This is a genomic window from Rothia sp. HC945, from assembly GCF_051370785.1.
Lineage (GTDB): Bacteria > Actinomycetota > Actinomycetes > Actinomycetales > Micrococcaceae > Rothia.
Genome location: NZ_JBFCSN010000003.1, coordinates 116,683 through 142,054, shown reverse-complemented (window position 1 = coordinate 142,054; position 25,372 = coordinate 116,683). Strand labels below are relative to the sequence as shown.

The 25,372-nt window shown below is 64.7% G+C and carries 23 protein-coding genes and 1 pseudogene; 23 read left to right on the top strand and 1 reads right to left on the bottom strand.

Annotation, left to right across the window (positions count from 1 at the left end):
* Positions 1-27: 27 nt before the first annotated feature.
* From AB0Y14_RS10655 to AB0Y14_RS10635, 5 genes and pseudogenes are all read left to right on the top strand, one after another.
* Complete coding sequence (locus AB0Y14_RS10655; RefSeq protein ID WP_436589240.1) at positions 28-684, top strand: GntR family transcriptional regulator; 657 nt, start codon at positions 28-30, stop codon at positions 682-684.
* 134 nt (positions 685-818) lie between these two features.
* A complete protein-coding gene (locus AB0Y14_RS10650; RefSeq protein WP_436589239.1) occupies positions 819-1,970 on the top strand; it encodes a lipid II:glycine glycyltransferase FemX in 1,152 nt (383 codons plus the stop codon).
* 250 nt (positions 1,971-2,220) lie between these two features.
* Positions 2,221-2,325 (top strand): annotated as a pseudogene (locus tag AB0Y14_RS10645) (SDR family oxidoreductase); the annotation flags it as partial.
* A 214-nt stretch (positions 2,326-2,539) separates the two neighbouring features.
* Positions 2,540-3,073, top strand: coding sequence for an O-acetyl-ADP-ribose deacetylase (locus tag AB0Y14_RS10640; protein WP_436589238.1), 534 nt, complete (start codon positions 2,540-2,542; stop codon positions 3,071-3,073).
* A 60-nt stretch (positions 3,074-3,133) separates the two neighbouring features.
* Positions 3,134-4,357, top strand: coding sequence for a M20 family metallopeptidase (locus AB0Y14_RS10635; RefSeq protein ID WP_436589237.1), 1,224 nt, complete (start codon positions 3,134-3,136; stop codon positions 4,355-4,357).
* 639 nt (positions 4,358-4,996) lie between these two features.
* Here AB0Y14_RS10635 and ppa read toward each other — a convergent pair.
* A complete protein-coding gene (ppa, locus tag AB0Y14_RS10630) occupies positions 4,997-5,476 on the bottom strand; it encodes an inorganic diphosphatase (protein WP_436589236.1) in 480 nt (159 codons plus the stop codon).
* Between the two features lie 215 nt (positions 5,477-5,691).
* Between ppa and dacB the strand changes: the two genes are divergently transcribed.
* The 18 genes from dacB to AB0Y14_RS10540 all read left to right on the top strand — a co-directional run bounded on the left by dacB (position 5,692) and on the right by AB0Y14_RS10540 (position 25,172).
* A complete protein-coding gene (dacB, locus tag AB0Y14_RS10625; protein ID WP_436589235.1) occupies positions 5,692-7,173 on the top strand; it encodes a D-alanyl-D-alanine carboxypeptidase/D-alanyl-D-alanine endopeptidase in 1,482 nt (493 codons plus the stop codon).
* 35 nt (positions 7,174-7,208) lie between these two features.
* Positions 7,209-8,417 (top strand): zinc-dependent metalloprotease, encoded by a 1,209-nt coding sequence (locus AB0Y14_RS10620; protein ID WP_436589234.1) that lies wholly within the window; start codon positions 7,209-7,211, stop codon positions 8,415-8,417.
* Between the two features lie 68 nt (positions 8,418-8,485).
* The gene (tilS, locus tag AB0Y14_RS10615; RefSeq protein WP_436589233.1) at positions 8,486-9,688 is read left to right on the top strand and encodes a tRNA lysidine(34) synthetase TilS; all 1,203 of its coding nucleotides are present in this window, start codon (positions 8,486-8,488) and stop codon (positions 9,686-9,688) included.
* 112 nt (positions 9,689-9,800) lie between these two features.
* Positions 9,801-10,352: a hypoxanthine phosphoribosyltransferase gene (hpt, locus tag AB0Y14_RS10610; RefSeq protein ID WP_436589232.1), complete on the top strand. Its 552-nt coding sequence runs from the start codon at positions 9,801-9,803 to the stop codon at positions 10,350-10,352.
* Between the two features lie 138 nt (positions 10,353-10,490).
* A complete protein-coding gene (gene ftsH / locus AB0Y14_RS10605) occupies positions 10,491-12,668 on the top strand; it encodes an ATP-dependent zinc metalloprotease FtsH (protein ID WP_436589231.1) in 2,178 nt (725 codons plus the stop codon).
* Between the two features lie 2 nt (positions 12,669-12,670).
* Positions 12,671-13,240: a GTP cyclohydrolase I FolE gene (gene folE / locus AB0Y14_RS10600; protein ID WP_436589230.1), complete on the top strand. Its 570-nt coding sequence runs from the start codon at positions 12,671-12,673 to the stop codon at positions 13,238-13,240.
* The gene (gene folP, locus AB0Y14_RS10595; RefSeq protein WP_436589229.1) at positions 13,237-14,205 is read left to right on the top strand and encodes a dihydropteroate synthase; all 969 of its coding nucleotides are present in this window, start codon (positions 13,237-13,239) and stop codon (positions 14,203-14,205) included. The genes folE and folP overlap by 4 nt, the downstream gene beginning before the upstream one ends.
* Positions 14,206-14,269: 64 nt before the next feature.
* Positions 14,270-14,686, top strand: a complete 417-nt coding sequence (gene folB / locus AB0Y14_RS10590; RefSeq protein ID WP_436589228.1) for a dihydroneopterin aldolase — start codon at positions 14,270-14,272, stop codon at positions 14,684-14,686.
* Positions 14,683-15,198: a 2-amino-4-hydroxy-6-hydroxymethyldihydropteridine diphosphokinase gene (gene folK / locus AB0Y14_RS10585; protein ID WP_436589227.1), complete on the top strand. Its 516-nt coding sequence runs from the start codon at positions 14,683-14,685 to the stop codon at positions 15,196-15,198. Before folB ends, folK begins: the two co-directional genes overlap by 4 nt.
* On the top strand, positions 15,195-15,737 hold the full coding sequence (locus tag AB0Y14_RS10580) for a DUF3180 domain-containing protein (protein WP_436589226.1): 543 nt from the start codon (positions 15,195-15,197) through the stop codon (positions 15,735-15,737). Before folK ends, AB0Y14_RS10580 begins: the two co-directional genes overlap by 4 nt.
* The gene (locus AB0Y14_RS10575; RefSeq protein WP_436589225.1) at positions 15,715-16,380 is read left to right on the top strand and encodes a PH domain-containing protein; all 666 of its coding nucleotides are present in this window, start codon (positions 15,715-15,717) and stop codon (positions 16,378-16,380) included. Before AB0Y14_RS10580 ends, AB0Y14_RS10575 begins: the two co-directional genes overlap by 23 nt.
* Positions 16,381-16,383: 3 nt before the next feature.
* Entirely contained in the window at positions 16,384-17,967 is a 1,584-nt protein-coding gene (locus AB0Y14_RS10570; protein ID WP_436589224.1) for a PH domain-containing protein, read from the top strand.
* Entirely contained in the window at positions 17,964-18,902 is a 939-nt protein-coding gene (locus tag AB0Y14_RS10565) for a Rossmann-like and DUF2520 domain-containing protein (RefSeq protein ID WP_436589223.1), read from the top strand. Before AB0Y14_RS10570 ends, AB0Y14_RS10565 begins: the two co-directional genes overlap by 4 nt.
* Positions 18,903-19,017: 115 nt before the next feature.
* Positions 19,018-19,974 carry a pantoate--beta-alanine ligase gene (gene panC, locus AB0Y14_RS10560; protein ID WP_436589222.1) on the top strand — a complete coding sequence of 319 codons (957 nt, stop codon included), beginning with the start codon at positions 19,018-19,020 and terminating at the stop codon, positions 19,972-19,974.
* 125 nt (positions 19,975-20,099) lie between these two features.
* Positions 20,100-21,548: a lysine--tRNA ligase gene (gene lysS, locus AB0Y14_RS10555; RefSeq protein ID WP_436589340.1), complete on the top strand. Its 1,449-nt coding sequence runs from the start codon at positions 20,100-20,102 to the stop codon at positions 21,546-21,548.
* 56 nt (positions 21,549-21,604) lie between these two features.
* Entirely contained in the window at positions 21,605-21,799 is a 195-nt protein-coding gene (locus AB0Y14_RS10550; RefSeq protein WP_436589221.1) for a hypothetical protein, read from the top strand.
* Between the two features lie 209 nt (positions 21,800-22,008).
* A complete protein-coding gene (locus AB0Y14_RS10545; protein ID WP_436589220.1) occupies positions 22,009-22,356 on the top strand; it encodes a histone-like nucleoid-structuring protein Lsr2 in 348 nt (115 codons plus the stop codon).
* A 203-nt stretch (positions 22,357-22,559) separates the two neighbouring features.
* Complete coding sequence (locus AB0Y14_RS10540; RefSeq protein WP_436589219.1) at positions 22,560-25,172, top strand: ATP-dependent Clp protease ATP-binding subunit; 2,613 nt, start codon at positions 22,560-22,562, stop codon at positions 25,170-25,172.
* Positions 25,173-25,372: the final 200 nt, after the last annotated feature.

The following is a 25,372-nucleotide window of genomic DNA, read 5'->3' as shown; positions in this document are numbered from 1 at the left end:
TGTACGACCCCGTCAGAGAGGACCAGCATGAACCGTCCCGTCCGCACGCGCTCCGGACCCACGCTCACGGACACTGCCTATGTGCACATAGAGCGCATGATCATTCACGGGGAGATCGAGCCGCTCACCTTCGTGTCGGAGGCCGATTTCATGGAGTGGACGGGACTGGGCCGTACGCCGGTTCGTGAGGCGGTCCATCGGCTGGCGCGAGAGCGGATGGTGGAGATCCATCCCAGTCGGGGCATCCTCATCCCGGAAATCAGCGTTGAGTCGGAACTGCGGATCCTCGAGATGCGCAGGGTCCTGGATCCGTGGGCGACTCGTTTGGCATGCGAGCGGGCCACACCCGGGGAGCGCGACGAGATGCGCCATCTCGCGGAAACCCTTGGGGCGGAGAACTTTAGCCTGTCCGATTACTCCGAGACCGTCCGCCAGACCCACGGGCTGATTCTCCGTGCGGCCCATAACGAGTACCTTCACGACGCCATGGTTCAGTTGCAGAATCTGTCGCGCAGATTCTGGACTTCGCACGTGACCGACCAGTCAGAGGTGACCGCCGGTGCGGCCCTCCACCGGGCGATGCTCACCGCCATCGTCCGGGAGGATGCCCAAGAGGGAGAGCGGGCGGCCACGAGTCTCAATGACTATTTGGTCGACTTCGCGCGCAGGGTCCTGGCGGTCTGAAGTTTTTCCTTCCCGTATGAATCCGAACGTCGGGTTGGTTCCGAACTCTTTGCAGAGAGAACCAGCAACGAGGCGGTTCGTCTGTTGCCCCTGGTTCTCCGCCATCGCTCACGATCGGAAGAGGGACCACACCGATGTCACTACTGAACCGCCCGGACGGACGCGCCGAATTCGGGACGCACCCGTCTCCGTTCCTCCCCTCCTCAGCCTGGTCCGGGCATGCCGGGTCCGTCGGGTCCGCCGGGTCCGCGGGGTCCGCGGGGTCTGTCCCGATCGCGGGCCGGATCAGTCAGATGGCAGGCCCGCACACCGTTCTGCAAAGCCGCGATTGGGGTCGCGTCCAAACCGCGTTGGGGCGCAGGACCCACCGGTTTCGCGGACCCGGGTGGTCGGCGTTGGTGATCGAGGAGAGCAATACGTTGGGGCGGATCTGGTACCTCCCGTACGGTCCGGTCGCGAACGACGTCGTGGCTCTCGAAGCCGCACTGACCAGCTTGGGTGAGGCCGCCAAGAAGGCGAAGGTCGCATGGGTGCGTATCGAGCCCATGGTTTCCGACGGGTCAGAACAGATGCGGGCTCCGGGTCTTCGGTCAGAGCTGCTGGAGCTGGGAGCCCGTGAGGCCCCACGCGACATCCAGCCGCGTCGTTCCAGGTGGCTGGACCTGACCCAGGGACCCGAAGCGCTGCTGGCCGGAATGACGAGCACGAACCGGAATCTCTGGCGGCGTCACCAGGACAAAGGGCTGAGCATCGAGTCGAGTCGGGATCCGGCCGACGTCGAGGAGCTGATTGCCCTGAACCAGGAGAGCGCCGAGCGCAAGGGATTCGTGGCGCACGATGCCGACTATCTCCGCACAGTGGCACGTACGCTGCTGACATGCGGCTCGGGCCGTGTGTACCTGACGCGGTACGAAGGACAGGTTGTCGCTTCTGCCTTCGTCTACGACTCGGCGAGCACCAGGATCTTCGCTCACGCGGGCATGAGGCCCGAATTCAAGAAGCTCCGCCCCAATCAGCCGCTGATTGCTCAGGCCGTCCTGGACGCTGCCGAACGCGGCGCGAAAACCGCGGATCTCTTCGGCATCGCACCGACGGATTCGCCCAATCACCCGTGGGCGGGCTTTACCCAATTCAAGAGGTCTTTCGGGGGTCGCGACGTCGAGTTCGCCGGGACCTGGGATCTTCCCGTCTCCGTCCCCCGCTATGCCGCGTACCGCTCGATGCGGTCGGGTCGGGGCATGGCCCAGGGCATGGTAGGCGCCCTCCGGGGGCGCTTTCGGGGATAGCGGAGGACCGCCGGGACAGATGTCGGGCTCACCCTCCGCGCTCGAGCTCAGATGCGGCCCTACGAACTGAGATTCAGGAAGCTCCGCAGCAATGTCTCCGTACCTTCGAGGTGTCGATACTCTTCTGGCGTGGCCGCCGACGCCGCGTCCAGTGCACGTCGTAGCCCTCTTCTCTGGGGCGCCTGCAGGTCGGCCTCGGCCGCGAGGCGAGCGGCACCGGACTCGACCACGGTCCGATAGGCGAGGAACGGCCGCTGCCGTCGCCTTCCTGGCGTCGGATGATTCATCCTTCATCACAGCCAACACGTTCCTGGTCGATGGCGGTTTGTCCGGAGCGTACGTCACACCCGAGTAGACACCGGCAGATGTCTCCGATCGCGGCCGAGGCGGCAGACGCGTGAGCAAGTACGGAGTCTCAGCTCGCGCTGTGCTCTGCCCCTCGGCTCGAGCGTTGGTCGCCGGTGGGGTAGCACTGCGTCGATCGACGTCTCCGTCTCGGCCGGAACGGGGATTCCATCACTTGTCCACAGCCCATCCCGCTGATGGCGAGTTGCCCCTAGGCTGGTGGCATGGACATCGAAATACGCCCAGGCGACATCACCGCGGTCGAAACCCAAGCCATCGTGAATGCGGCCAATTCCTCCCTCATGGGTGGTGGCGGCGTCGACGGTGCGATCCATCGTGCCGGTGGCCCCTCGATCCTGGACGAGTGCAAGAAAATTCGTGAGACCGACTTGCCGGACGGCCTTCCCGCCGGCCAGGCGGTCGTGACGACGGCGGGAGAGTTGCCTGCGCAGTGGGTCGTCCACACCGTAGGGCCCACGTACGCCAAGACACCCGAGAAGTATCAGGAGAAAGCTCCTGTCTTGGCGTCCTGCTACCGGGCCTCGCTCCAGGCCGCGGCCGAACTCGACGTCGAAACCATCGCATTTCCCACCATCTCGGCCGGCGTGTACGGATGGCCGATGGATGACGCGACCAGAATCGCCGTCGAGACGATCCGTTCGATGGAAGAGCAAGTCGGCGACACCATACGCACCGTGGTGCTGGTCCCGTTCGGGCAAGAGGCGGAGGATGGATACAGGGCGGCCTTGGCCGGATGAGTCTGGCCGCCTCCTCCCGATCGACGCCGATGGGGAGTCACACGAGGTGAAAGGACAACCATGGGAACCAGCGACGTCTTTCGGAACCTCTCCGACCAGTTGGACTGGCAGGAGGAGTTGTACAAGGACCTGCACCGCAGGCCGGAACTCGGACTCCAGGAACACCGAACCTCGGAGCGAATCCACCAGGAGCTGAAGGACCTCGGGCTCGAGACGACATCGATCGGTGGGACCGGCGTCGTCGCGGTCATAGAGAACGGCGAAGGCCCCACCATCATGGCCAGGGCCGATATCGATGCACTCCCCGTCACGGAAAGGACGGGGCTGGACTATGCCTCGGAGAACGAGGGGGTCATGCACGCGTGCGGCCACGACATGCACGTGGCAGCGCTCATGGGTGCGGTACGGATTCTGGTGCAGAACAAGAATGCCTGGGCCGGCACCTACATCGCGCTGTTCCAGCCCGCGGAAGAGAAGTCCAAGGGTGCCTCGGCCATGATCGACGACGGCCTGGTGAATAAGGTCCCGCACCCCGAGGTGGTCCTGGGTCAACACGTCATGCCGAAGCCTAGTGGTCACGTCTTCACCCACGCGGGTCCCATGCTGTCCATGGCGGACTCGGTGCACATCACGATCCACGGTCGGGGTTCCCACGGGTCGATGCCTCACCTGTCCGTGGACCCGGTGGTAATCGCCTCGAGCGTGGTCCTGAAGTTGCAGACCATCGTTTCTCGGGAAGTCGAGCCGGGCGAGTTCGCGGTCGTGACCGTGGGGTCCCTGACCGCGGGCACACAGGCGAACGTGATTCCCGACCGTGCCGAATTGCGCCTCAACGTGCGCACCTACGATCCCGACGTGCGGAACCGGGTCATCGCCTCGATCGAGCGCATCGTGCGCGGCGAGTCCGAGGCGGCTGGCGCGCAGGACGACCCCGAATTCGAGTACTACGACCAGTTCCCCCTCACCGACAACGACGCCGACGTCACCGACCGGATCAGCCGCGCCTTCAGCACCGGCTTCGAAGCCGATGTCCTCCAACCGGGCGCGCCCGCAACCGCCTCCGAGGACTTCAGCGAACTTCCGAACGCATTCGGGGTGCCTTACTGCTACTGGTTCTTCGGCGGAGCCGACCAGGAAAAGTACGACGACGCCGTGCGCAACGGCCGCCTTCGGGAAGACATCCCGGCCAACCACTCCCCGTTCTTCTACCCGGTCATCCACCCGACGCTCGAGACGGGAACCCGCGCCCAGGTGCTCGCCGCGCTGGAGTACTTGGGGAAATAGGGGGGGGGCAGTGCCCCGTGGCGCGGGTCGGCCCGCTGGAGCTGCCGCCGAGGTGGTCGCGAGGTAGCAGTTTCGTGCACGCTCGGAGCCCGAGGTGGCAGTTTCGTGCGCTTTCGACGGTCAAAACTGCACGAATCTGCCACCTCGCGGTCGGACACGGGTCGAGAACGCACGGGATTGCCACCTCGAAGGGATTGGTGACGCTTTCGCAACCCTGCGCGCCCACTGCGCGGTGTCGTTGGGTGGCGGTTGCCCGATGGAGTGGGGTTTGCCGGCCGCGTCGTAGCTCTGTGGGTCCGTAGCGAGCTGCCGTTGGGTGGGGGTTACCCGATGGAGGGGCCTTTTCCGTCGTTAGGTGGCGTCTAAACCGCCACCTAACGACGGAAAAGGCCACCGATTTGGGCAACCGCCACGCTACGGGCCTCCTGGGCGCCTCGGCCGCCGCACGCCGCGACCCACACAGCCGAACGCCCCCCCCCACACACAACCGCACGCCGCCACCCACGCGGGTCGGCGAGACGAACCCCAACCGCGCGCCCCATACGCCACAACCGCACCAAAACGGGCGACGCCGCGAACAGTGAGTTCGCGGCGTCGCCCGTCGCTGAGAGAGGTGAGGCCTCCGCCGAGGAAGCCGAACTAGGAGTTCTTGAACCGATCGGCGGCTTCCTGGATCAGGCGCTCGGCTTCCTCCTTGGAATCCCAGCCTTCACCCTTGACCCACTTACCGGGTTCGAGATCCTTGTAGCGTTCGAAGAAGTGCTTGATCTCGTCCTTCTTGTAGTCCTCGATGTCGTCCAGGCTCTCGATGCTGTCGAAACGCTTGTCGCTCGGGACACAGAGAACCTTGGCATCGCCGCCGGCTTCGTCGGTCATGTTGAAGACGCCGATCGGACGGGCCTCGACGATGACGCCCGGAATGATGTCGTAGTCCATCACGACCATCGCATCGAGGGGGTCGCCGTCCTCGCCGAGAGTGTCCTCGAAGTACCCGTAGTGCGTGGGGTACTGCATGGACGTGTAGAGGACGCGGTCCAGGCGGAGACGCCCGGTCTCGTGGTCGATCTCGTACTTTACGCGGGACCCCTGGGGGATCTCGATCGTGACATCAAGTTCCATGAACGAATCTCCTGCACACTGGCTGGTTGTAGATTTCCTGACTCTATGGCCGTTTGGCGTACCAACGGCCTTTCTGCCTCTCAATCTATCGCCCTACGCGCGCATTTGGGAAAACCTCGCCGAGGGAATTGCGCCTAAACTCGTGAACGAACCTCAACGGTTTCGGCCGGTCCGTACCCGGTCGGAGACCAGCCCCCACCTCTCGAGGAGACCCGATGAGCACGCGCCAGCCCAAGCCGCCCGAGCGGTCGAAGAACTCCGACAAGCCCGAGAAGTCCGGCCGGCAGAAGAGCCGCGGATGGTGGGTCGCCACGGGCATCCTGGCGGCTGGCTGCTTGGGCGTGGGCGCTTGGCTCGTACCGACGGCCGCAGGACAGTGGGGAATGTTGACCGGGGCGGACCAGCCCAACGTCATGGACTCGGCGTCCTCGGCAGAGAACCCGGTCAAGAACCTGCCCGACGACGCCGCGCGCCCCGCCCCGGCGGATCTCGCTGGACCCTTGGGGGCGGCAGCCGGAAAGCTCAACGGAGGCGGCACCATGGCCTCCCAGGTGGTCGATGTCTCGAGTGGGGACGTCCTGTACTCGGACGATGCCGCGCATCCGGTCACACCGGCTTCGAACCTGAAACTCCTGACGCAATTCACGCTGCTGAGCCACGCGGACCCGAACTCGAGGTACGAAACAAACTCCTATCTGTCCCAGGACTCCAAGTCGGTGAATCTGGTGGCGGGCGGCGACACCATGATCTCCGACGGTGAATCGGACGAGAACTCCGTTCTGGGGCACGCCGGCATGCGCACCCTCGCCCAACAGACCGTGGACCGGCTCAAACAGCAGGGGGTCTCCGGGGAACTGCCGGTGAATCTGGACGCGTCCATGTACTCGGGAGAAGCGACCAACCCGGCATGGGACTCGGCCGATATCGACGCCGGGTACGTCACGGGTATCTCGCCGATCGCCTTGTGGGACCACCACACGCAACGACCTTCGGACGGGGAGGACGTCTCCCATCGTCCGGACAATGCCGGCCAGGAAGCCCTGAACGAATATGTGAAGGCCCTCAACGATCTGGGCACCGACCAGGGGATCAGCTTCACGGCCGGGTCCGGGTCGACTGCCTCTGGTGACCAGGGCAAGGACCGCAAGCTCGGGTCGGTCGAATCCGCGACCGTTCTGGAACAGGCCAAATACATGATGGAGAATTCCGACAACGTCCTGGCCGAGGTCCTCGGTCGCAACGCGGCCGTCGCGGCAGGCAACGACGGATCGACCGAAGGTGCGATCCGGACGGTCAAGGAAACTCTGGAGGCCGCCGGGATCTCCACGGACGGGCTGACGCAGAAGGATTCGAGCGGTCTCTCGGCGGACAACCGCGTCACGCCGATCACTCTGTCCCAGCTCATCGCGAACGCGACCCAATCCAAGACCGCGACGTCGGACCTCGCTGAGACATTGCCCGTGGCCGGCGGCACGGGCACGCTGGCCGCCCGTTTCGAGGCCGACGACGCCAAGGCGGCCCAGGGCAATGCGCGCGCCAAGACGGGCACGCTGCTGAAGGTCAATTCCCTGACGGGCTACACCACGACGTCGCAGGGGAGGCTTCTCGCGTACTCCTTCGTGGTCAACGACGTAACTGACGCCAAGGCCGCCACGAACACCCTGGACGCTTCGGTCGCGGCTCTCTCCGAACTCTGAGGTCGCTTTCGGCCTCGTGTGGCATGGTGGGGATCATGACGGAGAACATCATCAGTTGGAAGGCTTCCGCTTCGGCCGCGGCACGTGTGACACCGGCAGGCCCCAGGCTCTCCGCCCGGGAGGCCAGCCGCGTCGTCGAATCGGTGAGGTACAACGCGACCGCCTCCGTGGACCATGTGCATCGGATTACCCAGCTGGACGCGGCCGAGAACCTCCACGACTCGCAGGTCCTGGTGGTGGATCGGGCGGGCTGGTCGCGAGCCAACGCGCAGACCTTCTCCCATATTCTCAACGAGTTGGTGCGGGCCGGCTTGCAAGAGAAATTCGATGACATGGGGTCGGTCGACCGCAAGGTCGCGGAAATGGGCACGGCCGTCGAGCTCGGCGGCGTCCTGTCCTTCCTCTCGAGCAAGGTTCTCGGACAGTACGACCCGTTCGCCGCGCTGGGCGGTTTCGGTGCACCGGGCGGCAGGCTGCTGCTGGTCGCGCCGAACATCGTCATGATCGAGAGAGAGCTCAACCTCGAGCCGGAGGACTTCCGCTTGTGGGTGTGCCTCCACGAGCAGACTCACCGCGTACAGTTCGCCGCCGCACCGTGGTTGCGCGGGCACATGATCGACTTGATGTCCAGGTTGCCCGAATCCGTATCGGGCGGAGGCAAGGAAATGGTCGACCGGCTCATCGACGGCGCGGCCGAGGCCGTGCGCAGCGCCCGGAAGAAGGGCGAAGCTCCTGCCGCTAGCACGGCGGCCGACGGCGAGGCGACGATCGACGCGGGCGCGGAGCTCAACCCCGTTCCGAAGAACCGCATGACGGCCCTGCTGGACGAGGAGTCCGCTGCGGTGTTCTCGCGGCTGACCGGGATCATGAGCCTGATGGAGGGGCACGCGAACGTCGTGATGGACGCCGTCGACGCCGAGATCGTGCCCACGGTCAAGACCATTCGCCGCCGATTCGAAACCCGAGGACGCAACAGGGGAGCGTTCGACACCATGATCCGCAAAGCCTTGGGCATGGACATCAAGATGCGCCAGTATCGGGACGGCCAGCGCTTCGTGCGCCACGTGGTCGACGAGCGCGGCATGGCGCAGTTCAACAGGATCTGGGAGGGACCGGACAACCTGCCCAGCGAACTCGAGATCCACAATCCGGGGCTCTGGATCGACCGGGTGCTGGATGGTCGGGCGGCGTCGAACCGTCCGGCCGACACCACGGAGGACGACCGCCCGGAAAGGGCGCGCTAGTGGCGCAGTCGGGGCGTGCCGGTCGGCTTCATCCGTCCGTCGGATCCGCCCGCAGAAGTTTTGCGGAGGTGCTCGAACGTCATGTGCGGGGCTTCCGCGCCGCCCCCACCGGTCGAACGCAGGGGATCCGGGGCGAGAACACGGAGCGCCCGCTGGTACTGGTCGCCTGCAGCGGGGGGCCGGATTCCTTGGCCCTGGCCTCGATCGCCGCACATTTCGCACGCCGGGGTGATCTGCGGGTCGGCGCCGTGGTCGTGGACCACGCGCTCCAGGAAGGCAGCGCTGAACAGACCGAGCGTGCCGCGCGGGAATGCGAAGAACTGGGCCTTGCCCCGGTTCGTACGGTCCGGGCGCAGGTCGAGAGGCGTGGGATGGGCCCGGAAATGGCCGCCCGCACGGCTCGCTATGAGGCCCTGGGCCGGGTCGCTCGGGAGGAGGCGGCCCGAGCCGTGCTCCTCGGCCACACACTCGACGATCAAGCAGAGACCGTGGTGCTGGGCCTGGCCCGTGGGTCCGGTACCCGTTCCCTCTCCGGGATGCCGGAAGCCCGCATTCTGGAGGAGGCGCGGGGCGACGCCGGCCCGCGGCCTGCTGGCGGGGCGACACCTCAGCGGGAACCCGAGGCACCGACCCTGGTGATCCGACCGCTTCTCGCCCTCCGGCGTGCGGATACGCTCGCGATCTGCGAGGCCGAAGGTCTCACGGCGTGGCACGACCCGACGAACGACCAGACCGCATTCCGTCGGAACCGCGTTCGCCACGAGGTTCTGCCTTTCCTCGACGAGAGGATTGGGCCGGGGATTCCGCAGGCACTCGCGCGGACGGCAGCGATTCTCGGTGGCGACGCGGATTTCCTCGAGCAGTGCGCCAACGACGTCGCCCGGGAGGCCGCGACGGATCCGTCCGACTACCACTCCGTACCTCGGGGAGAGGACACCGCGGTCGTTGCGGCATTGTCCCTGCCACGGCTGAGGGCGGCACATCCCGCGATGCGTCGTCGCGTCCTGGCTCGTGCCATCGTCGACGCCGGGGGAGAGGCGCCCAGTTTCGAACGGCTGACCGCGATCGAAGAATTGGTCGCCGGGCACGGCAACGCGGGCCCGATCCAGTTGGCGGGACACGTGGCCGCCTGGCGACGTCGTCCGCTCGTGTCCGAGCGCGAGGGGGAGAGGCCTGATGGACCGGAGGGCGCATTGGTCCTCACCCGAGCCGTGGAGGAAGGCCGGATCCGCGTGAATGCCTCGACTCATGGGGCTGGCACGACCCCGTGACGTGCCCCGGTCGCGTCACGGGTAGAGTTGCCATGAGTCGTCGCGCTCCTCGGTATTCCGCGCCCGGCGCGAGCGGCCCCCAAGATTTCAGCGACTCGAGCAGGAGACAGCAGTGGATTCACAGGACGTCAAGGAAGATCTGAAGCATGTTCTCTTCACCAAGGAAGAGATCCAGGAGAAGATCGCCGAACTCGCGGCCCAGGTGGACAAGGACTACGAGGACAGGGAGGTCCTCCTGGTTGGTGTTCTGAAGGGCGCCGTGATGGTCATGGCCGACCTGTCCCGTGCTCTGCACGCGCATTACACGATGGACTGGATGGCGGTCTCTTCCTACGGGTCGGGCACGAAGTCCTCCGGCGTGGTTCGCATCCTCAAGGACCTGGACACGGACCTTCATGGGCGTGACGTCCTGATCGTCGAGGACATCATCGATTCCGGCCTCACGTTGTCCTGGCTCAAGTCCAACCTCGAATCGCGGGGCGCGAATTCGGTGGAGATCTGCGCCCTGCTGCGCAAGCCGTCTTCCGTGAAGACCGAGGTCCCCGTCAAGTACGTCGGATGGGACATCGATCCCGAATTCGTGGTCGGCTACGGTCTCGATTTTGCTGAGCAGTACCGCAACCTGGATTGCATCGGAACCTTGGCACCGCACGTGTATTCCTAGGGAATCCTGAGGGATTTCCCATGATCCTCGGCGAATGTCCGCTGTGAGGTGAAGAGCGGACGCTCTTCAGCTCACGGCTGTACCCTATTGCGAGGATTCAAACTCGACCGTGATCGTTTCACGCGGAGGAAAATTAGCTTGGCTCAGCAAAACAGCAACCAGAAGAAGCCGCTCAAGGACAGGATCCTCAAGGGGCCGTATTTCTGGATCTTCCTGGCGCTTCTGGTGCTGCTTCCCGTGATCTTCGTATCCACGTCCTCCTCCACGAACCGCGTGGACACGAACGTGGGGATGGAGCTGCTCAAGGACGACAAGGTCGATGAGGCCAAGATCTACGACGGCGACCAGAAGGTCGAGCTCTCGCTCAAGGACAATTACCACGAGGGCGATCGCGACCTGGGCAAGAAGGTCGAGTTCTACTACGTCGAACCCCGATCGGGCGACGTCGTCAAAGCCATGGACGATGCCGGCCTGAAGGGGTACACGGACCAGCCCGTCCAGAACAACTGGTTCACCTCGATGCTGGGCTTCATCGTGCCCTTCTTGGTGGTCATGCTGATCTTCTGGTTCCTCCTCTCCCGCATGGGAGGTGGCGGAGGCCAGATCATGAACTTCGGCAAGTCGAAGGCCAAGAAGTTCAACAAGGAGAACTCGCAGGTCAAGTTCGCCGACGTGGCCGGCGCGGACGAGGCGGTCGAGGAACTGCACGAGGTCAAAGAATTCCTGACCGATCCCACCCGATTCACGTCTGTCGGGGCCAAGATCCCCAAGGGCGTGCTGCTCTACGGCCCCCCAGGTACGGGCAAGACCTTGCTCGCGAAGGCGGTTGCCGGCGAGGCCGGCGTTCCGTTCTACTCGATCTCGGGGTCGGATTTCGTCGAAATGTTCGTTGGCGTGGGCGCCTCGCGCGTGCGTGACCTCTTCGAGCAGGCCAAGCAGAACGACGCCGCCATCATCTTCGTCGACGAGATCGATGCCGTCGGACGTCAGCGCGGCGCTGGCATGGGTGGCGGCAACGACGAGCGCGAGCAGACCCTCAACCAGCTTCTCGTTGAGATGGACGGTTTTGACGAGAACACCAACATCATTCTCATCGCTGCCACCAACCGTCCCGATGTCCTGGACCCCGCCCTTCTGCGTCCCGGACGTTTCGACCGTCAGATCGGCGTGGACGCGCCGGACCTGAAGGGACGCAAGCAGATCCTCGAGGTCCACGCGCAGGGCAAGCGTCTGGCCGATGACGTGGACATGGGCGCCGTCGCCAAGCGGACCCCCGGCTTCACAGGTGCGGACCTGGCCAACGTCATGAACGAGGCCGCGCTCCTGACGGCGCGTTCCAACGCGCAGATCATCGACGACCGGGCACTGGACGAGGCGATCGACCGCGTCATCGCCGGACCGCAGAGGCGTTCCCGCCTCATGAAGGAGCTCGAACGCAAGATCACCGCGTACCACGAAGGCGGGCACGCGCTCGTGGCCGCGGCTCTGCGCAACACCGATCCGGTCACCAAGATCACCATCCTCCCGCGCGGTCGCGCGCTGGGATACACCATGGTCATGCCGGTCGACGACAAGTACTCGACCACCAGGAATGAGCTCCTCGACCAGCTCGCTTACGCTCTGGGCGGCCGGGCCGCGGAGGAAATCGTGTTCCATGACCCGTCCACGGGCGCGGCCAACGACATCGACAAGGCGACCGGGACCGCCCGCAAGATGGTCACCGAATACGGCATGAGTTCCGTGATCGGGTCGGTCAAGCTGGGCTCAGGGAATTCGGAGCCCTTCATGGGACGCGACGCCGGCTCCAGCGGACCCGAGTACTCGGATGAACTCGCTGCCAAGATCGATGCCGAGGTCCGCACCCTGATCGACAGCGCGCACGACGAGGCCTACGAAATCCTGACGGAGAATCGCGACGTCCTGGACCGTCTCGCTTTCGAACTGCTGGACAGGGAAACCCTGAACGAGCGCGAGATCGCCGAAATCTTCAAGGACGTGCGCAAGCGCCCGTTGCGCGACGTCTGGCTCTCCAAGGAGACGCGCCCCGTCTCGAGCATGCCTCCCATCACGACTCCCGCCGAGAAGGAAGAGGCAGCCGAAGCCGGCGCCGAGGATCCCGAGACCATGGCACCCCAGGACCAGGCCGTCGCGGCGAAGCCGGAGCATCCCCTCGAAGTTCCGGAGAATTCTTCCGGCGCCGTCCCGCCCGAAAACGGTCCCCAGCCGGGACCGGGCGAGCCCGGTTCCGACGAACCCGGCCAGGGCCCTGCGGGACGTCCGAAACCCGACGACGGCACCTCGGGCGACCAGGCGTAGTCATGGATCAGCCCCGCATCGAAGCCGCCGTCCGCGAGATCTTGGCCGCGATCGGCGAGAACCCGGACAGGGATGGTCTGAAAGATACTCCGGCGCGGGTTGCGCGGTCCTACGCCGAGATGTTTTCCGGCCTGGGCACGGATCCCACCGAGCTGTTGGCGACCACCTTCGACATCGACCACTCGGAGATGGTTCTGGTCAAGGACATCGACTTCTTCTCGATGTGTGAACACCATCTGGTGCCCTTCTACGGCTTGGCGCACGTGGCGTACATTCCCGGAGCCAGCGGGCATGTGACGGGGCTGTCCAAATTCGCGCGTCTGGTGGACCTCTACGCGAAGAGACCACAGGTCCAGGAACGCCTCACGACCCAAATCGTCGAAGCCATCGAGGATTCCCTCGAACCAGCGGGTGCGATGGTGGTCATCGAGGGCGAGCACATGTGCATGTCGATGCGTGGCGTCCAGAAACCCGGTGCGAAGACCGTGACCTCCGCCGTGCGCGGACAGATGCGGGATACCGCCACCCGCTCCGAGGCCATGGGCCTCATCATGGGAGGCAAGAGCCGGTGACCGCGTCCTCGTCCACGTCCGGATCCCGCGGTGGCGAGCTCGAACTCTCCCCGGAGCAAGAATCCGTGCGCGGTTGGGGATCGTTCGAGAACCTGCCTGGCGGACGGACCCTGGTCATGGGGATCCTCAATGTCACACCCGATTCGTTCTCCGACGGTGGGCAGCATGCCGACAGATCCGGAGCCGTGAGACACGCGCTGGACCTGGTGCTCGCGGGCGCGGACATCATCGACGTCGGGGGCGAGTCCACCAGACCCGGAGCCGACCCCGTTGCGGTCCCCACCGAACAGGAGAGGGTTCTGCCGGTCATCCGGGAACTGGCTGCGCGCGGCGTTGTGATGTCGGTGGACACGATGCACGTTGAGACCGCGCGTCTCGCGGTCGAGGCCGGGGCGCACATCATCAACGACGTCTCGGGCGAACGGGTCGCGGACGACATGATCGATCTGGTTCGTGATACCGGCGTTCCGTATATTTTGACCCACGCCCGAGGGGACTCCCGGTCAATGGACCGTCGGGCCGTCTACGAGGACACCGTCGAGGATGTGCGGGCGGAATTGCTCGAGTGGCGCGGAAGGTTCCTGGACCGTGGCGTCATGCGTGAACAACTGATCCTCGATCCGGGACTCGGTTTCGCCAAGGCCGGAGACCAGGACTGGGACCTGCTGGCGGGCATGGGCAGGTTCACCGATATGGGACACCCTGTTCTGATCGCGGCTTCTCGGAAGAGGTTCATCGGCACCCTGATGGCTCGGTCGCGTGAAGAAAGCATCGGCAAGCCGGGAGGGAACGGCCAGCAGGTTCCTCCGCCGTCGGAGAGGGACGCCGCGACCGCGGCGATCTCCGCACTTGCGGCCGAGAGGGGAGCCTGGGCGGTCAGGGTCCACGACGCCGCCTCGAGCCGGAATGCGGTGGATGTCACCCGCAAACTGCTCGCCACAGAAGCCTCTGGTGACGCATCCTGATAGTCAACGCCATCAATCACATCGCATAGCAATAGATAGTTGCTGGACCTGAGGGGACGGACACATGACGGAGAACCTCCCGAGCAGACCCGCCGACCCGGCACCGCACGCCCCGACGCGGCAGGACCGCATCGCAATCTCCGGGATCGGGGCGGTGGGATATCACGGGGTCTTCGACCAGGAGAAACGCGTGGGGCAGCCGTTCTTCGTGGATGTCACGCTGTTCACCGATTGCGCTCCCGCGGCCAGGACCGACGATCTCGAGCACACCGTCAATTACGGCGCGGTGGCCGAAACAGTCAAGGACGTCATCGTGGGCGACCCGGTGGATCTCATTGAGACCCTGGCCGAACGCATTGTGAACAGCCTGTTCGCTTCCTACGAGGTGTCCGCCGTCGAAGTTACCGTTCACAAACCGAAGGCCCCCATCCAAGTGACTTTCGCGGACGTTTCGGTCACGATCTACCGGGAGAAACCATGACCGTTGATTCCATCATTGCCCTCGGCTCCAATTTGGGGGAGTCGCGGGACACCCTCTCGAAGGCCATCGAGGCGCTCGTGGAGAATGACAGGATCTCGGTCGAGGACTTCTCACCGGTCGCCGTCACGGCCCCGGTCGGAGGCCCCGAGGGGCAGCCCGACTACCTCAACCAGATCGTCAGGGTCAGCACCGACCTGAGTCCCTTCGCCCTGCTGCGTTTCTGCCAGGGCATCGAGGAAGACTTCCACCGAGTCCGCACGGTGCGCTGGGGACCTCGAACCCTGGACGTGGACATCGTGACCTTCGGTGACCTGTACATGGACGAGCCCGAACTGAGCCTGCCCCATCCTCATGCCGCCGAAAGGGCCTTTGTCCTTGCTCCTTGGGCGCGCATGGACCCCGACGCGGTGCTGGACGGCGTCCCGGTTGCGGAGCTGGCAGAACGAGCGGCGGATCGGGACGGTATTCGCGGATATCTGGACGCAACGGACGATCCGGAGCCGAGCAGATGAAGCCATTGCGATACAGGTGGCTGGCGCTGATTGCCGCCGTGGCCCTTGCCTCGGGCGGGCTCGCGACGGGCATATGGCCGGACTTCCGAGAGATCGGGTTCATCCTCCCCTGGCCGACGCTGGCGGTCAGTCTGCTCCTGGCGATTGCGGCCCTCGCCCTCGGGTGGAAAGTCAGGGCACACGTCAAGGATCCCAAGCACAAGCCCATCGAGCCGATCGTCGCGTCCAGAATAGCCGTCCTGGCCCAGACCTGTGCCGTCTACGGCGCGCTGCTCTTCGGCTGGGCCGCTGGAATCGTCGCTTACGAACTCGCTCTACTGCGCTTCCGCCCGGCTTCGGACACTTTATTGTTGAGCCTCGCTAATGTTGTGGTGGGCGCGATGGTGTGCATCGCGGGCTGCCTCGCTGAGACATGGTGCAAGAGACCACCCGACGATTCGGACAGATCCGAATCGGACCAGGACGTCACCTCTCGGCGAGGATCGGACCAAGACATACCCGAGGGAGAAGGCGGATATGCCAGGAACCGGAGAGACTGAGGAACACTCGGTGTCCCCGCACGACCATTCGACGGACAAGGGGCCGAAGGAGGAGGTCGACCGCCCGGGCTCGGATACCCCAGGAAGCGCCCAGCGTCGACACCTGGGTCCGGGGTCCCCGCGTTTTGAACGGATTCTCCAGGAACTCGACCCGTGGCGGACCGAGTGGGTCCGGCCCGACAGCCGCTACCCCAAGTTGCTGTTGCTCAACGAAATCATCTGGGGAGCAGTGGTCACCGCGGCGCTGTGCATTCCCCTGGTCATGGTGAGCCTCGGATGGTGGAACTGGCCGTGGTTGTGGTTGGCCATCGCCGTGCCTGCCGCCTATGCGGTGGGCGTCGTCATCAGCGTTGCGCTCGTGCCCCGGCGCGCCCGAGCCCGCGGCTATTCCGAGCGCGAGGACGACCTGCTCATCCGTCACGGTGCCATGTGGCACAAAGTCAATGCGATTCCTTACGGTCGACTCCAGACCGTCGAGGTTTCCGTCGGGCCTCTCGAGCGCAGATTCGGTCTGGCCAAGGTCGAGCTGCATACGGCCTCATCCTCGACCGATGCGAAGATCGAGGGCATCACGGCCGAAGAAGCCGCCCGACTCCGGCATGAGCTGACCGAGCGCGGCGACGACCGACTCGCGGGGCTGTAACCAATGGATTCACAGACTCCCGATACCCAGCGGTGGCGGCGCGTCCACCCGCTGAGCCCCTTCGCGAGATTCTGGTTCGCGATCGTGATTGCACTGTTCGCGATCGGACGCAATTTCGTCGAGGACATCTTCGAAGGCAAAACGGACGCGGAATCTCTGCGCAAGAATGTCGTCGAATTCCTGACGTCATTGAATACTCTCGCCTGGCTCGGCCTGACTCTCGTGATCGTGGTCGTGCTGGGAGGAATGTTCCTCAACTGGTGGTTCACTCGTTTCACGGTGTCTGCGGACTCCGTGCGCGTGCGCCAGGGGTGGCTGTTCCGCACAGACAAGCAAGCACGCCTCGACCGCGTACAGAGCATCGAGATCTTCCAGCCGTTCATGGCACGCCTCGTGGGACTGGCCGAGCTTCGGTTCGACGTCGCGGATTCGGGCGACGCCGCCCTCCACCTCCAGTACCTCAGGAAAAAGGACGCCGAGGCGTTGCGAGAGCAGCTCCTGGGACGTCGCAATGAAATCCGGGCCGAAGAATCAGCGTCGGCATCACCGAGCGCAGAGGCACACGGCGCGCGGTCGGTGGGCGCCGGACAAGGTTTCGATCCAAACCCGCACGCGGCGGACCGCGCGCAGACCGATCCCGAGGCGAATCCGCATGCGGAGGCGGAATCGTCGGACATGAACGAGGCTGCGCTCGCTTCCGTCGGCCCTGGCCGAGCGATCGTCTCGACGCTGCTGGGTGGAACCGGGCTCTGGTTCCTGATCGTGCTCTGCGGGTCGTTGGCTTTCGGTCTCTTCCTGCCGGAGGTCGGGGGCTTCGTCTTCGTCCCGGCGATACTGAGCCTCGTCAGCGGTGTGTGGAGCTCGGTCAACACCGGGGCGAACTTCACGCTGACCAGGACCCGCGACGGATTCAGAATGAGATATGGGCTGACCTCCACTCGTACCCGGACCCTGCCGCTGGGCCGTATCCAGGCCGTCGGCATCGACCAGCCGCTGCTGTGGAGGATCCCGGGTTGGTTCCGGGTACGCATCAATTCCGCGGGACTGGGCGCGTCGTCGTCCGAGGAACAGCACAGGACGCTCCTTCCCGTGGGCACGGGACAGGACCTGATGAATATCCTTCCGCACGTCGTCGAGACGTCCGAGGAAGGCGGCGTCGACGGGTACCGGCTTCGGAGCGCGCTCGAGGGCAGCGGCCCGGAGAATGGCTTCGTGGTTGCGCCCCGTAGCTCCCGGTGGCTCGACCCGTTCAACTATCGACGCAACGGTTATGCCACCACGCCGGACCTCCTGTTGCTCCGCGGAGGGTGGCTCAGGCGGCGGCTCAGCGTGGTTCCGCATGAGAGAACCCAATCGGTCGCCCTCGAGAACGGCCCCCTGCTCAGGCGTCTCGGACTGGCCACCGCGAGGTTGGACTCGGTCGGCGGGGACGTCAGCACGAAGGTCGAGCACTTGGCGACCGAGGACGTGCGTGAGATGATCCGCGAACAGGCCGCGCGGGCGGCCTTCGCGCGGCGGATTTCCGCCGACACGGCACCCCGCACCGCCCCATCACTGACCCCGAGCGAGGACTCCCCAACATCATGAGCGAACCAGCCAACCGTCCCGGGCGCCTCGGCATCGGAATCATCGGCGCAGGCAAGGTCGGCGCCGTTCTCGGTGCCGCCCTCCGGTCGGCGGGCCACGCGCTGGTCGGAGTCCACGCGGTGTCGGAGGACTCGCGAACCCGCGCCGAAGCTCTCTTGCCCGATGTGCCCGTTCTGCCGATTCCGCAGATCGTCGAGCGGAGTGAGGTCGTGCTCTTCGCGGTGCCGGATGACGAACTCGGTCCGCTCGTCTCGGGTCTGGCCCAGGCCGGGCACTTCACGACCGGCCAGATTCTCATGCACACGTCTGGCCGGTTCGGTACCGACGTGCTGGAACCGGGCCGAGAAGCCGGCGCGATCGCTCTGGCGGTGCACCCGGTCATGACATTCACAGGACTTTCCCTGGATCTGGCGCGTTTGCAGACGGCTTCCTTCGGTGTCACGGCATCTGGTCCCTTTCTGCCGATCGCGCAAGCCCTCGTCGTCGAGATGGGTGGTGAACCCGTGGTCGTCGCGGAAGGGGACAGACCGCTTTACCACGCCGCGCTGGCCCATGCCTCGAATCATTCGGTCACGCTCATCGGCCAGGCCTCCCAGATCTTGGAGAGCATGGGCATAGAGAAGCCCGGGGAGGTCTTGGGACCCCTGGTTCGTGCGAGCATCGACAACGCCCTGGCCTCCGGGGACGGTGCGCTGACCGGGCCCGTGGTGCGTGGAGATGCCGGAACCGTCCGGACCCACCGGGAAAACCTCGAGGGGTTCGCGACGGAGGAATCTGCTCCGGATATCGGCGCCGCCTACCTCGCCCTGGCAGAGGCGAGTGCCTACCGGGCCAATCGCCGTGGAGCCCTCCCGGACGAGGCGCTCCAACGCATATTGCGTGCTCTCGGTCTCGAAAATTCGCACAAAAGTGAAAGCGGCGGCCACGAACAGTAAACTGCATTGCGGTCCGAGGCATCCCGCGCCCAGTCGCGGAGGTGCCTCGCCCCGTGGCACCCGGCCATTCGCACCGACAGGCCGTGCCGCGGTATTCGCTCAAGGAAGGACGACTATGACGGGTGAGCTGTTCATCGCTCGAACCCTGGAAGAATTTTCCGCCCACATCAGCCAACGTATGGGCGACGCCGAAGCGAGGATCCACGCGGCCGAGGCCGACACGCTCTCCGCGCAGCGCAGCGATCCCGACGCCGAGCCTGCGACGCCCCGAGTGGCGACACTCGGTTTCGTCCCGACCATGGGTGCACTGCACGATGGGCACGCAACCCTCATCGAAAGAGCGCGTGAGCAGAACGACGTCGTCGCAGTTTCGATCTTCGTCAACCCGCTCCAGTTCGGACCGGGAGAGGACTACGACGAGTACCCGCGCCGGCCGGATGAGGATCTGGCCCTGTTGAGGGAGTACGGGGTGGACATCGTGTTCATTCCAGAACTCGAGGTCATGTACCCCGGGGGCGAGCCCCTCGTGCGCGTGAGTTCCGGCCGCCTCGGCACCATGTTCGAAGGGGCCGCACGGCCGGGACACTTCGATGGCGTGCTGACTGTGGTCAACAAGCTGTTCAACGTCGTCGTTGCCGCGGCGGGCCCCCACCGTGGCCGCGCGTACTTCGGCCAGAAGGACGCCCAGCAGGTTGCCCTGGTCCAGCGGATGGTGGCCGACTTCGCGATCCCGCTGGTGGTCTGCCCCGTAGCCATCGTCCGTGACGACGACGGCCTCGCGATGTCTTCCCGCAATTCCTATCTGGATCCTGAGGAGAGGAAGGCCGCCCTCGTGCTCTCCCGCACCCTCGCCCTCTTGCGTGAGGAAGGCCTCTCCCGGGGATACGCCGGAATCGACGTCGACGCCGCGAGGGAACGGATATCCGACCGGGACGGAGTGGACCTCGAATACCTCGAGATCGTCGACCCCAAGACCTTCGAGTCGCCCGTCGAGAATTCGGAGCGGGCGACGGCGCTCGCCGCGATCCGGGTGGGCGGAACCCGGCTCATCGACAACATGGATGTCATCTGAGGGTTCTCACACCCCCGGATTCCGCGTCCAATACACCCACAGATAGGCTTAGGATCGTGAGTACTTCAGCTTCGTCATCCTCCCCGCAGGACCAGACCAGTCAGCAGACCGAGATCAACGAGCAGATGCGCATCCGGATGGACAAGCGCGCGCAACTGATCTCTCGAGGACGTGAAGCCTATCCCGTGGGCGTCCCCGCGACCCGAAGCATCCAGAGCGTCCGTGAGCAGTACGGCGACCTGGAGGCCGGGGACGAGACGGGCGACGTCGTCGGCGTCGTCGGGCGCGTGGTGTTCGTGCGGAACACAGGCAAACTGTGCTTCGCAAGCCTCCAAGCCGGTGACGGAACACGGCTCCAAGCGATGATTTCGTTGGCGAAGGCCGGACAGGAGAACCTGGACGACTGGAAGGCGCTCGTGGACCTCGGCGACCACGTGTTCGTGCACGGAGAAGTCGTCAGCTCACGTCGCGGCGAGCTGTCCGTCATGGTCGAGGACTGGTCGATGGCGTCCAAGGCGTTGCGCCCGCTCCCGACGCTGCACAAGGACCTGAACGAGGAAACCCGGGTCCGGCAGCGCTACCTGGACCTCATGGTCCGCAAGGAAGCGCAGGAGACGGTTCTCAACCGCGCGAAGATCATGCAGACCGTGCGTCAGGTCCTTGTCGATCAGGGCTACATCGAAATCGAGTCCCCGATCCTGCAGCTCGTGCACGGTGGCGCGACCGCGCGGCCGTTCCAGACCCATTTGAACGCCTTCGACCAGGACATGACGTTGCGCATCGCGACCGAGCTCTACCTGAAGCGGGCCGTGGTCGGTGGCATCGACCGTGTCTTCGAAATCGGGCGTATTTTCCGCAACGAGGGCGTGGATTCCACGCACAGCCCCGAGTTCACGACCCTTGAGGCGTACCAAGCCTATGGGGACCAGTTCACGATGGCCGAGCTCATCAAGAACATCATCATGGCCTGCGCCGATGCCCTGGGAGTCCATCAGATCGAGACGGACCGGGGAACGGTCGACCTCAACGCGGAATGGACGTGGCTCGGCGTCTATCCGGGCCTCTCGGAGGCTGTCGGGCGGGAGATCACCCCCGAGACCACGATCGAGGAGCTTCGCGGCATCGCGGAGCAGCATGACGTCTCGGTGGATCCCTCGTGGGACGCCGAGAAGCTGGTCGTCGAGCTCTTCGGCGAAATCGTGGAACCGACCCTCATCAACCCGACGTTCGTATGCGACTACCCGCCGTCGGCGCAGCCGCTTGCGCGGCCCCACCGCTCGAAGCCGGACGTCATTGAGGCCTGGGACCTCATCATTGGCGGTACGGAGCGCGGTACGGCTTTCTCCGAATTGATCGATCCTGTGATCCAGCGAGAGCGTCTCACGGAGCAGTCCCGTCTGGCCGCGGGCGGAGACGATGAAGCCATGGAACTTGACGAGGACTTTCTTCGCGCCCTGGAACATGCCGCTCCCCCCATGGGCGGATTGGGCCTGGGAATTGATCGGCTGATCATGTTGTTCACAGGACTGGGGATTAGGGAAACGATTTTGTTTCCGCTGATGAAGCCCGAGTAAATCGGGATGATCAAGCGGGCCCGTGGGCCCGGGGGAGAAGGTTCGGCGTGGAATATGTGGCTGTATTGTTGCCGTCCGTCGCTATCGGCATCATCTTCTATTTCGTGATGCGCTGGGCGTTCCGGGCCGACAGCTCGGAGCGCAAGGCCCATGCAGCCTCGGACGAAGACGCGCGCCAATGGTATGAGGAGATCAAATCCCGGGAAGGATCGGGAGACATTTTCCTTCCCAGAGAAGACTCGGATTCATAAGTTTTTCACAGGAAGAATTATGCTTCCGGAGGACTATTTGACTGTCCTTTTCTGTTGGTGATTGATACTCTGGCCTTACAAAGGACAAAAGTCCACAGCTTTAGTGTTGCGTGAGCCGGATGCCGTTCCCGCGCTTCGCTAACACGATTAAGGTCCTCTGACATCAAATTTTGCGTCCGACCGCGCCAATAAGGACTGAGGAGACACTCATGGCTCAGAAAGTTAAGATCATTCTCGAGGACGATCTCGAGGGCGGCGCCGCTGACGAAACCGTGCGTTTCGGGCTCGACGGCGGCCAGTACGAAATCGACCTCTCGTCGGCGAACGCCGCGAAGCTTCGCGACGCGATTCGTCCGTACGCGGCCAAAGCACGCCGGGTCCAGGGGCGCAACAGTGGGCGAGGCGCATCGGGCAAGGGCTCGGGGCAGGTCCGCAATCCTGAGACGGCCCTGATTCGCAAGTGGGCCAAGGAGAACGGTTACAACGTCTCCGACCGCGGCCGGATCCACCAGGAGATCCAAGATGCCTACTACGCCGCTCGTAAGAAAGACTCCTAGTAAGAGCCGGTTTTCGAGAGCTGTCGAAGGAATCGGCGCGAAGCATCTGCTGGTTCTCGACCTCGTGCATGATCAAGCTCAGGGCGGAAATACTCACGTATTTTCTGCCCTGAGCTTTATTGCGTCTCGCCGGTGGCGAACAGCAGATAATCAGGCCTTTTCCGTGCGTAGCATCGAATCAAAGACGTACAAGGAGACCAACTATGTTTGAACGGTTTACGGACCGCGCACGGCGTGTTGTGGTGCTGGCTCAGGAAGAAGCCCGCATGCTCAACCACAATTACATCGGCACAGAACACCTGTTGCTGGGTCTGATCCATGAGGGCGAAGGGATCGCGGCCAAGGCCCTGGAGTCCATGGGCGTGACCCTCTCCGCCGTTCGTGAGCAGGTCCAGGACATTATCGGACCGGGCCAGCAGGCGCCCAGCGGGCACATCCCGTTCACGCCGCGGGCCAAGAAAGTCCTCGAGCTGTCCCTGCGCGAAGCGCTCCAGCTCGGACACAACTACATCGGAACCGAGCACATTCTGCTCGGCCTCATCAGGGCCGGCGAAGGCGTTGCCTCGCAGGTTCTGTCCAAGCTGGGCGCCGAGCCCTCGCGTGTGCGCCAGACGGTCATCGACATGATCTCCGGCTACCAGGGCGGATCGGGTGACTCGAAGGAAGCTGCCGGCGTGGGTGCGGGCGGCAAGGAGGGGGCCCCGGCGGGTTCCGCGGTGCTGGACCAGTTCGGCACGAACCTTACCGCCGCCGCTCGGGAGAGCGACCTCGACCCGGTGATCGGGCGCTACAAGGAGATGGAACGCGTCATGCAGGTCCTCTCCCGGCGCACCAAGAACAACCCCGTGCTCATCGGTGAGCCCGGTGTCGGCAAGACGGCCGTCGTCGAGGGCCTGGCCCAGGCGATCGTTCGTGGAGACGTCCCGGAGACGCTCAAGGACAAGCACCTGTACACGCTGGATCTCGGCTCCCTGGTGGCCGGTTCACGCTACCGCGGCGACTTCGAGGAACGCCTCAAGAAGGTGCTCAAGGAGATTCGCACTCGCGGGGACATCATTCTGTTCATCGATGAGATCCACACGCTGGTGGGCGCGGGAGCGGCCGAAGGCGCCATAGACGCCGCGTCGATCCTCAAGCCCATGCTGGCTCGCGGTGAGCTGCAGACCATCGGTGCGACCACGCTGGATGAGTACCGCAAGCACATCGAGAAGGACGCCGCCCTCGAGCGTCGTTTCCAGCCGATCCAGGTTGACGAACCGTCGCAGGCGCACGCCGTCGAGATCCTCAAGGGCCTGCGGGACAAGTACGAAGCACACCACCGAGTCACGATTTCCGACGAGGCCCTCGAGGCGGCCGTGACCCTTTCGGCCCGCTACATCTCGGACCGGTTCCTCCCGGACAAGGCGATCGACATGATCGACGAGGCAGGTGCCCGTCTGCGCATCAAGCGTCTGACCGCTCCGCCGGAGATCAAGGCCATCGAGGAGCGCATCGCCGAGGTGAAGTCCCAGAAGGAATCCGCGATCGACGGGCAGGACTTCGAGAAGGCGGCCTCCCTGCGCGACAAGGAGCAGAAGCTCATCGCGGAGAAGGACGAGCAGGAGAAGAAGTGGAAGGAGAGCGACTCCGCCATGGGCGAGGTCACTCCGGACGTCATCTCCGAGGTTCTCTCCGCGTCCACGGGTGTTCCGGTGTACAAGCTCACCGACGAGGAATCGGGTCGACTCCTCAATATGGAGGATGAGCTGCACCGCCGCGTCATCGGTCAGGACAACGCCATCAAGGCGCTGTCCCGTTCGATCCGGCGCACGCGTGCCGGGTTGAAGGACCCGCACCGTCCCGGTGGCTCGTTCATCTTCGCCGGGCCCACGGGCGTCGGCAAGACCGAGCTGGCCAAGGCCCTCGCCCAGTTCCTGTTCGGCGACGACGAATCGCTGATCACGCTGGACATGTCCGAGTACCAGGAGAAGCACACGGTCTCGCGGCTGTTCGGTGCGCCCCCCGGATACGTCGGCTACGAAGAGGGCGGCCAGCTGACCGAGAAGGTCCGCCGCAAGCCCTTCTCCGTGGTCCTGTTCGACGAGGTCGAGAAGGCCCACGCGGATCTGTTCAACTCGTTGTTGCAGATCCTCGAGGACGGTCGCCTGACCGACTCGCAGGGACGCGTGGTGGACTTCAAGAACACCGTGATCATCATGACCACGAACCTGGGAACGAAGGACATCTCCCGTCGGGTTCCCGTGGGCTTCCAGTCCCACGAGGATCCCACAACGAACTACGAGCGGATGCAGGCCAAGGTCCAGGAGGAGCTCAAGGAGCACTTCCGTCCGGAATTCCTGAACCGTGTGGATGACATCATCGTCTTCCCGCAGCTGTCCGAGGAAGAAATCGTCCAGATCGTCGACCTGTTCGTGGCCCGCCTCGCGGAGCGTCTGCGGGACCAGGACATGTCCATCGAGCTCACGGACGCCGCCAAGAAGATCCTTGGGGAGCGCGGATACGATCCCTCGATGGGTGCCCGCCCGTTGCGCCGCACGATGCAGCGCGAGATCGAGGACCAGATCTCCGAGAAGATCCTCTTCGGAGAGATCCAGGGCGGAGAGAAGATCACCGTGGACGCCGAGGGCGAAGGCAAGGACGCGAAGTTCATCTTCTCCTCGCAGAAGATGTCCGAGCTGACGGATGACGGATTCGATTACGGTCAGGCCGAGTCCACAGAGTCGAACCCGGACACCCAGCAGGTCTCGCGTCCGTCCACACCTCCGCGTTACGAAGGTGGCGACGGCGGCGGAGCGGCCGGGTCCGCGACCGCGTAGGAGCCCGTCCGGGCCGGAGCCGCCACATCTGGCTCCGTGCGGGGCTCGGATGAGCCCAGGAACTGGCCTGGTGCTCTGAGCACGTGGCATCACATGTAGCGGGGTCGCCCTTCGGGGCGGCCCCGCTTCGTGCATTGCAAGGCCGGCGCGTGAGGTCGGGGCCGGCCCGTGAGATCGAATGGTGCCGACGCAGGTCACGG

Bases quoted from the DNA above. Each gene is read 5' to 3' on its own strand.
- AB0Y14_RS10655 (WP_436589240.1), top strand. From the start codon at position 28: ATGAACCGTCCCGTCCGCACGCGCTCCGGACCCACGCTCACGGACACT.
- AB0Y14_RS10650 (WP_436589239.1), top strand. From the start codon at position 819: ATGTCACTACTGAACCGCCCGGACGGACGCGCCGAATTCGGGACGCAC.
- AB0Y14_RS10640 (WP_436589238.1), top strand. From the start codon at position 2,540: ATGGACATCGAAATACGCCCAGGCGACATCACCGCGGTCGAAACCCAA.
- AB0Y14_RS10635 (WP_436589237.1), top strand. From the start codon at position 3,134: ATGGGAACCAGCGACGTCTTTCGGAACCTCTCCGACCAGTTGGACTGG.
- ppa (WP_436589236.1), bottom strand. From the start codon at position 5,476: ATGGAACTTGATGTCACGATCGAGATCCCCCAGGGGTCCCGCGTAAAG.
- dacB (WP_436589235.1), top strand. From the start codon at position 5,692: ATGAGCACGCGCCAGCCCAAGCCGCCCGAGCGGTCGAAGAACTCCGAC.
- AB0Y14_RS10620 (WP_436589234.1), top strand. From the start codon at position 7,209: ATGACGGAGAACATCATCAGTTGGAAGGCTTCCGCTTCGGCCGCGGCA.
- folE (WP_436589230.1), top strand. From the start codon at position 12,671: ATGGATCAGCCCCGCATCGAAGCCGCCGTCCGCGAGATCTTGGCCGCG.
- folB (WP_436589228.1), top strand. From the start codon at position 14,270: ATGACGGAGAACCTCCCGAGCAGACCCGCCGACCCGGCACCGCACGCC.
- folK (WP_436589227.1), top strand. From the start codon at position 14,683: ATGACCGTTGATTCCATCATTGCCCTCGGCTCCAATTTGGGGGAGTCG.
- AB0Y14_RS10580 (WP_436589226.1), top strand. From the start codon at position 15,195: ATGAAGCCATTGCGATACAGGTGGCTGGCGCTGATTGCCGCCGTGGCC.
- AB0Y14_RS10575 (WP_436589225.1), top strand. From the start codon at position 15,715: ATGCCAGGAACCGGAGAGACTGAGGAACACTCGGTGTCCCCGCACGAC.
- AB0Y14_RS10570 (WP_436589224.1), top strand. From the start codon at position 16,384: ATGGATTCACAGACTCCCGATACCCAGCGGTGGCGGCGCGTCCACCCG.
- AB0Y14_RS10565 (WP_436589223.1), top strand. From the start codon at position 17,964: ATGAGCGAACCAGCCAACCGTCCCGGGCGCCTCGGCATCGGAATCATC.
- panC (WP_436589222.1), top strand. From the start codon at position 19,018: ATGACGGGTGAGCTGTTCATCGCTCGAACCCTGGAAGAATTTTCCGCC.
- lysS (WP_436589340.1), top strand. From the start codon at position 20,100: ATGCGCATCCGGATGGACAAGCGCGCGCAACTGATCTCTCGAGGACGT.
- AB0Y14_RS10545 (WP_436589220.1), top strand. From the start codon at position 22,009: ATGGCTCAGAAAGTTAAGATCATTCTCGAGGACGATCTCGAGGGCGGC.
- AB0Y14_RS10540 (WP_436589219.1), top strand. From the start codon at position 22,560: ATGTTTGAACGGTTTACGGACCGCGCACGGCGTGTTGTGGTGCTGGCT.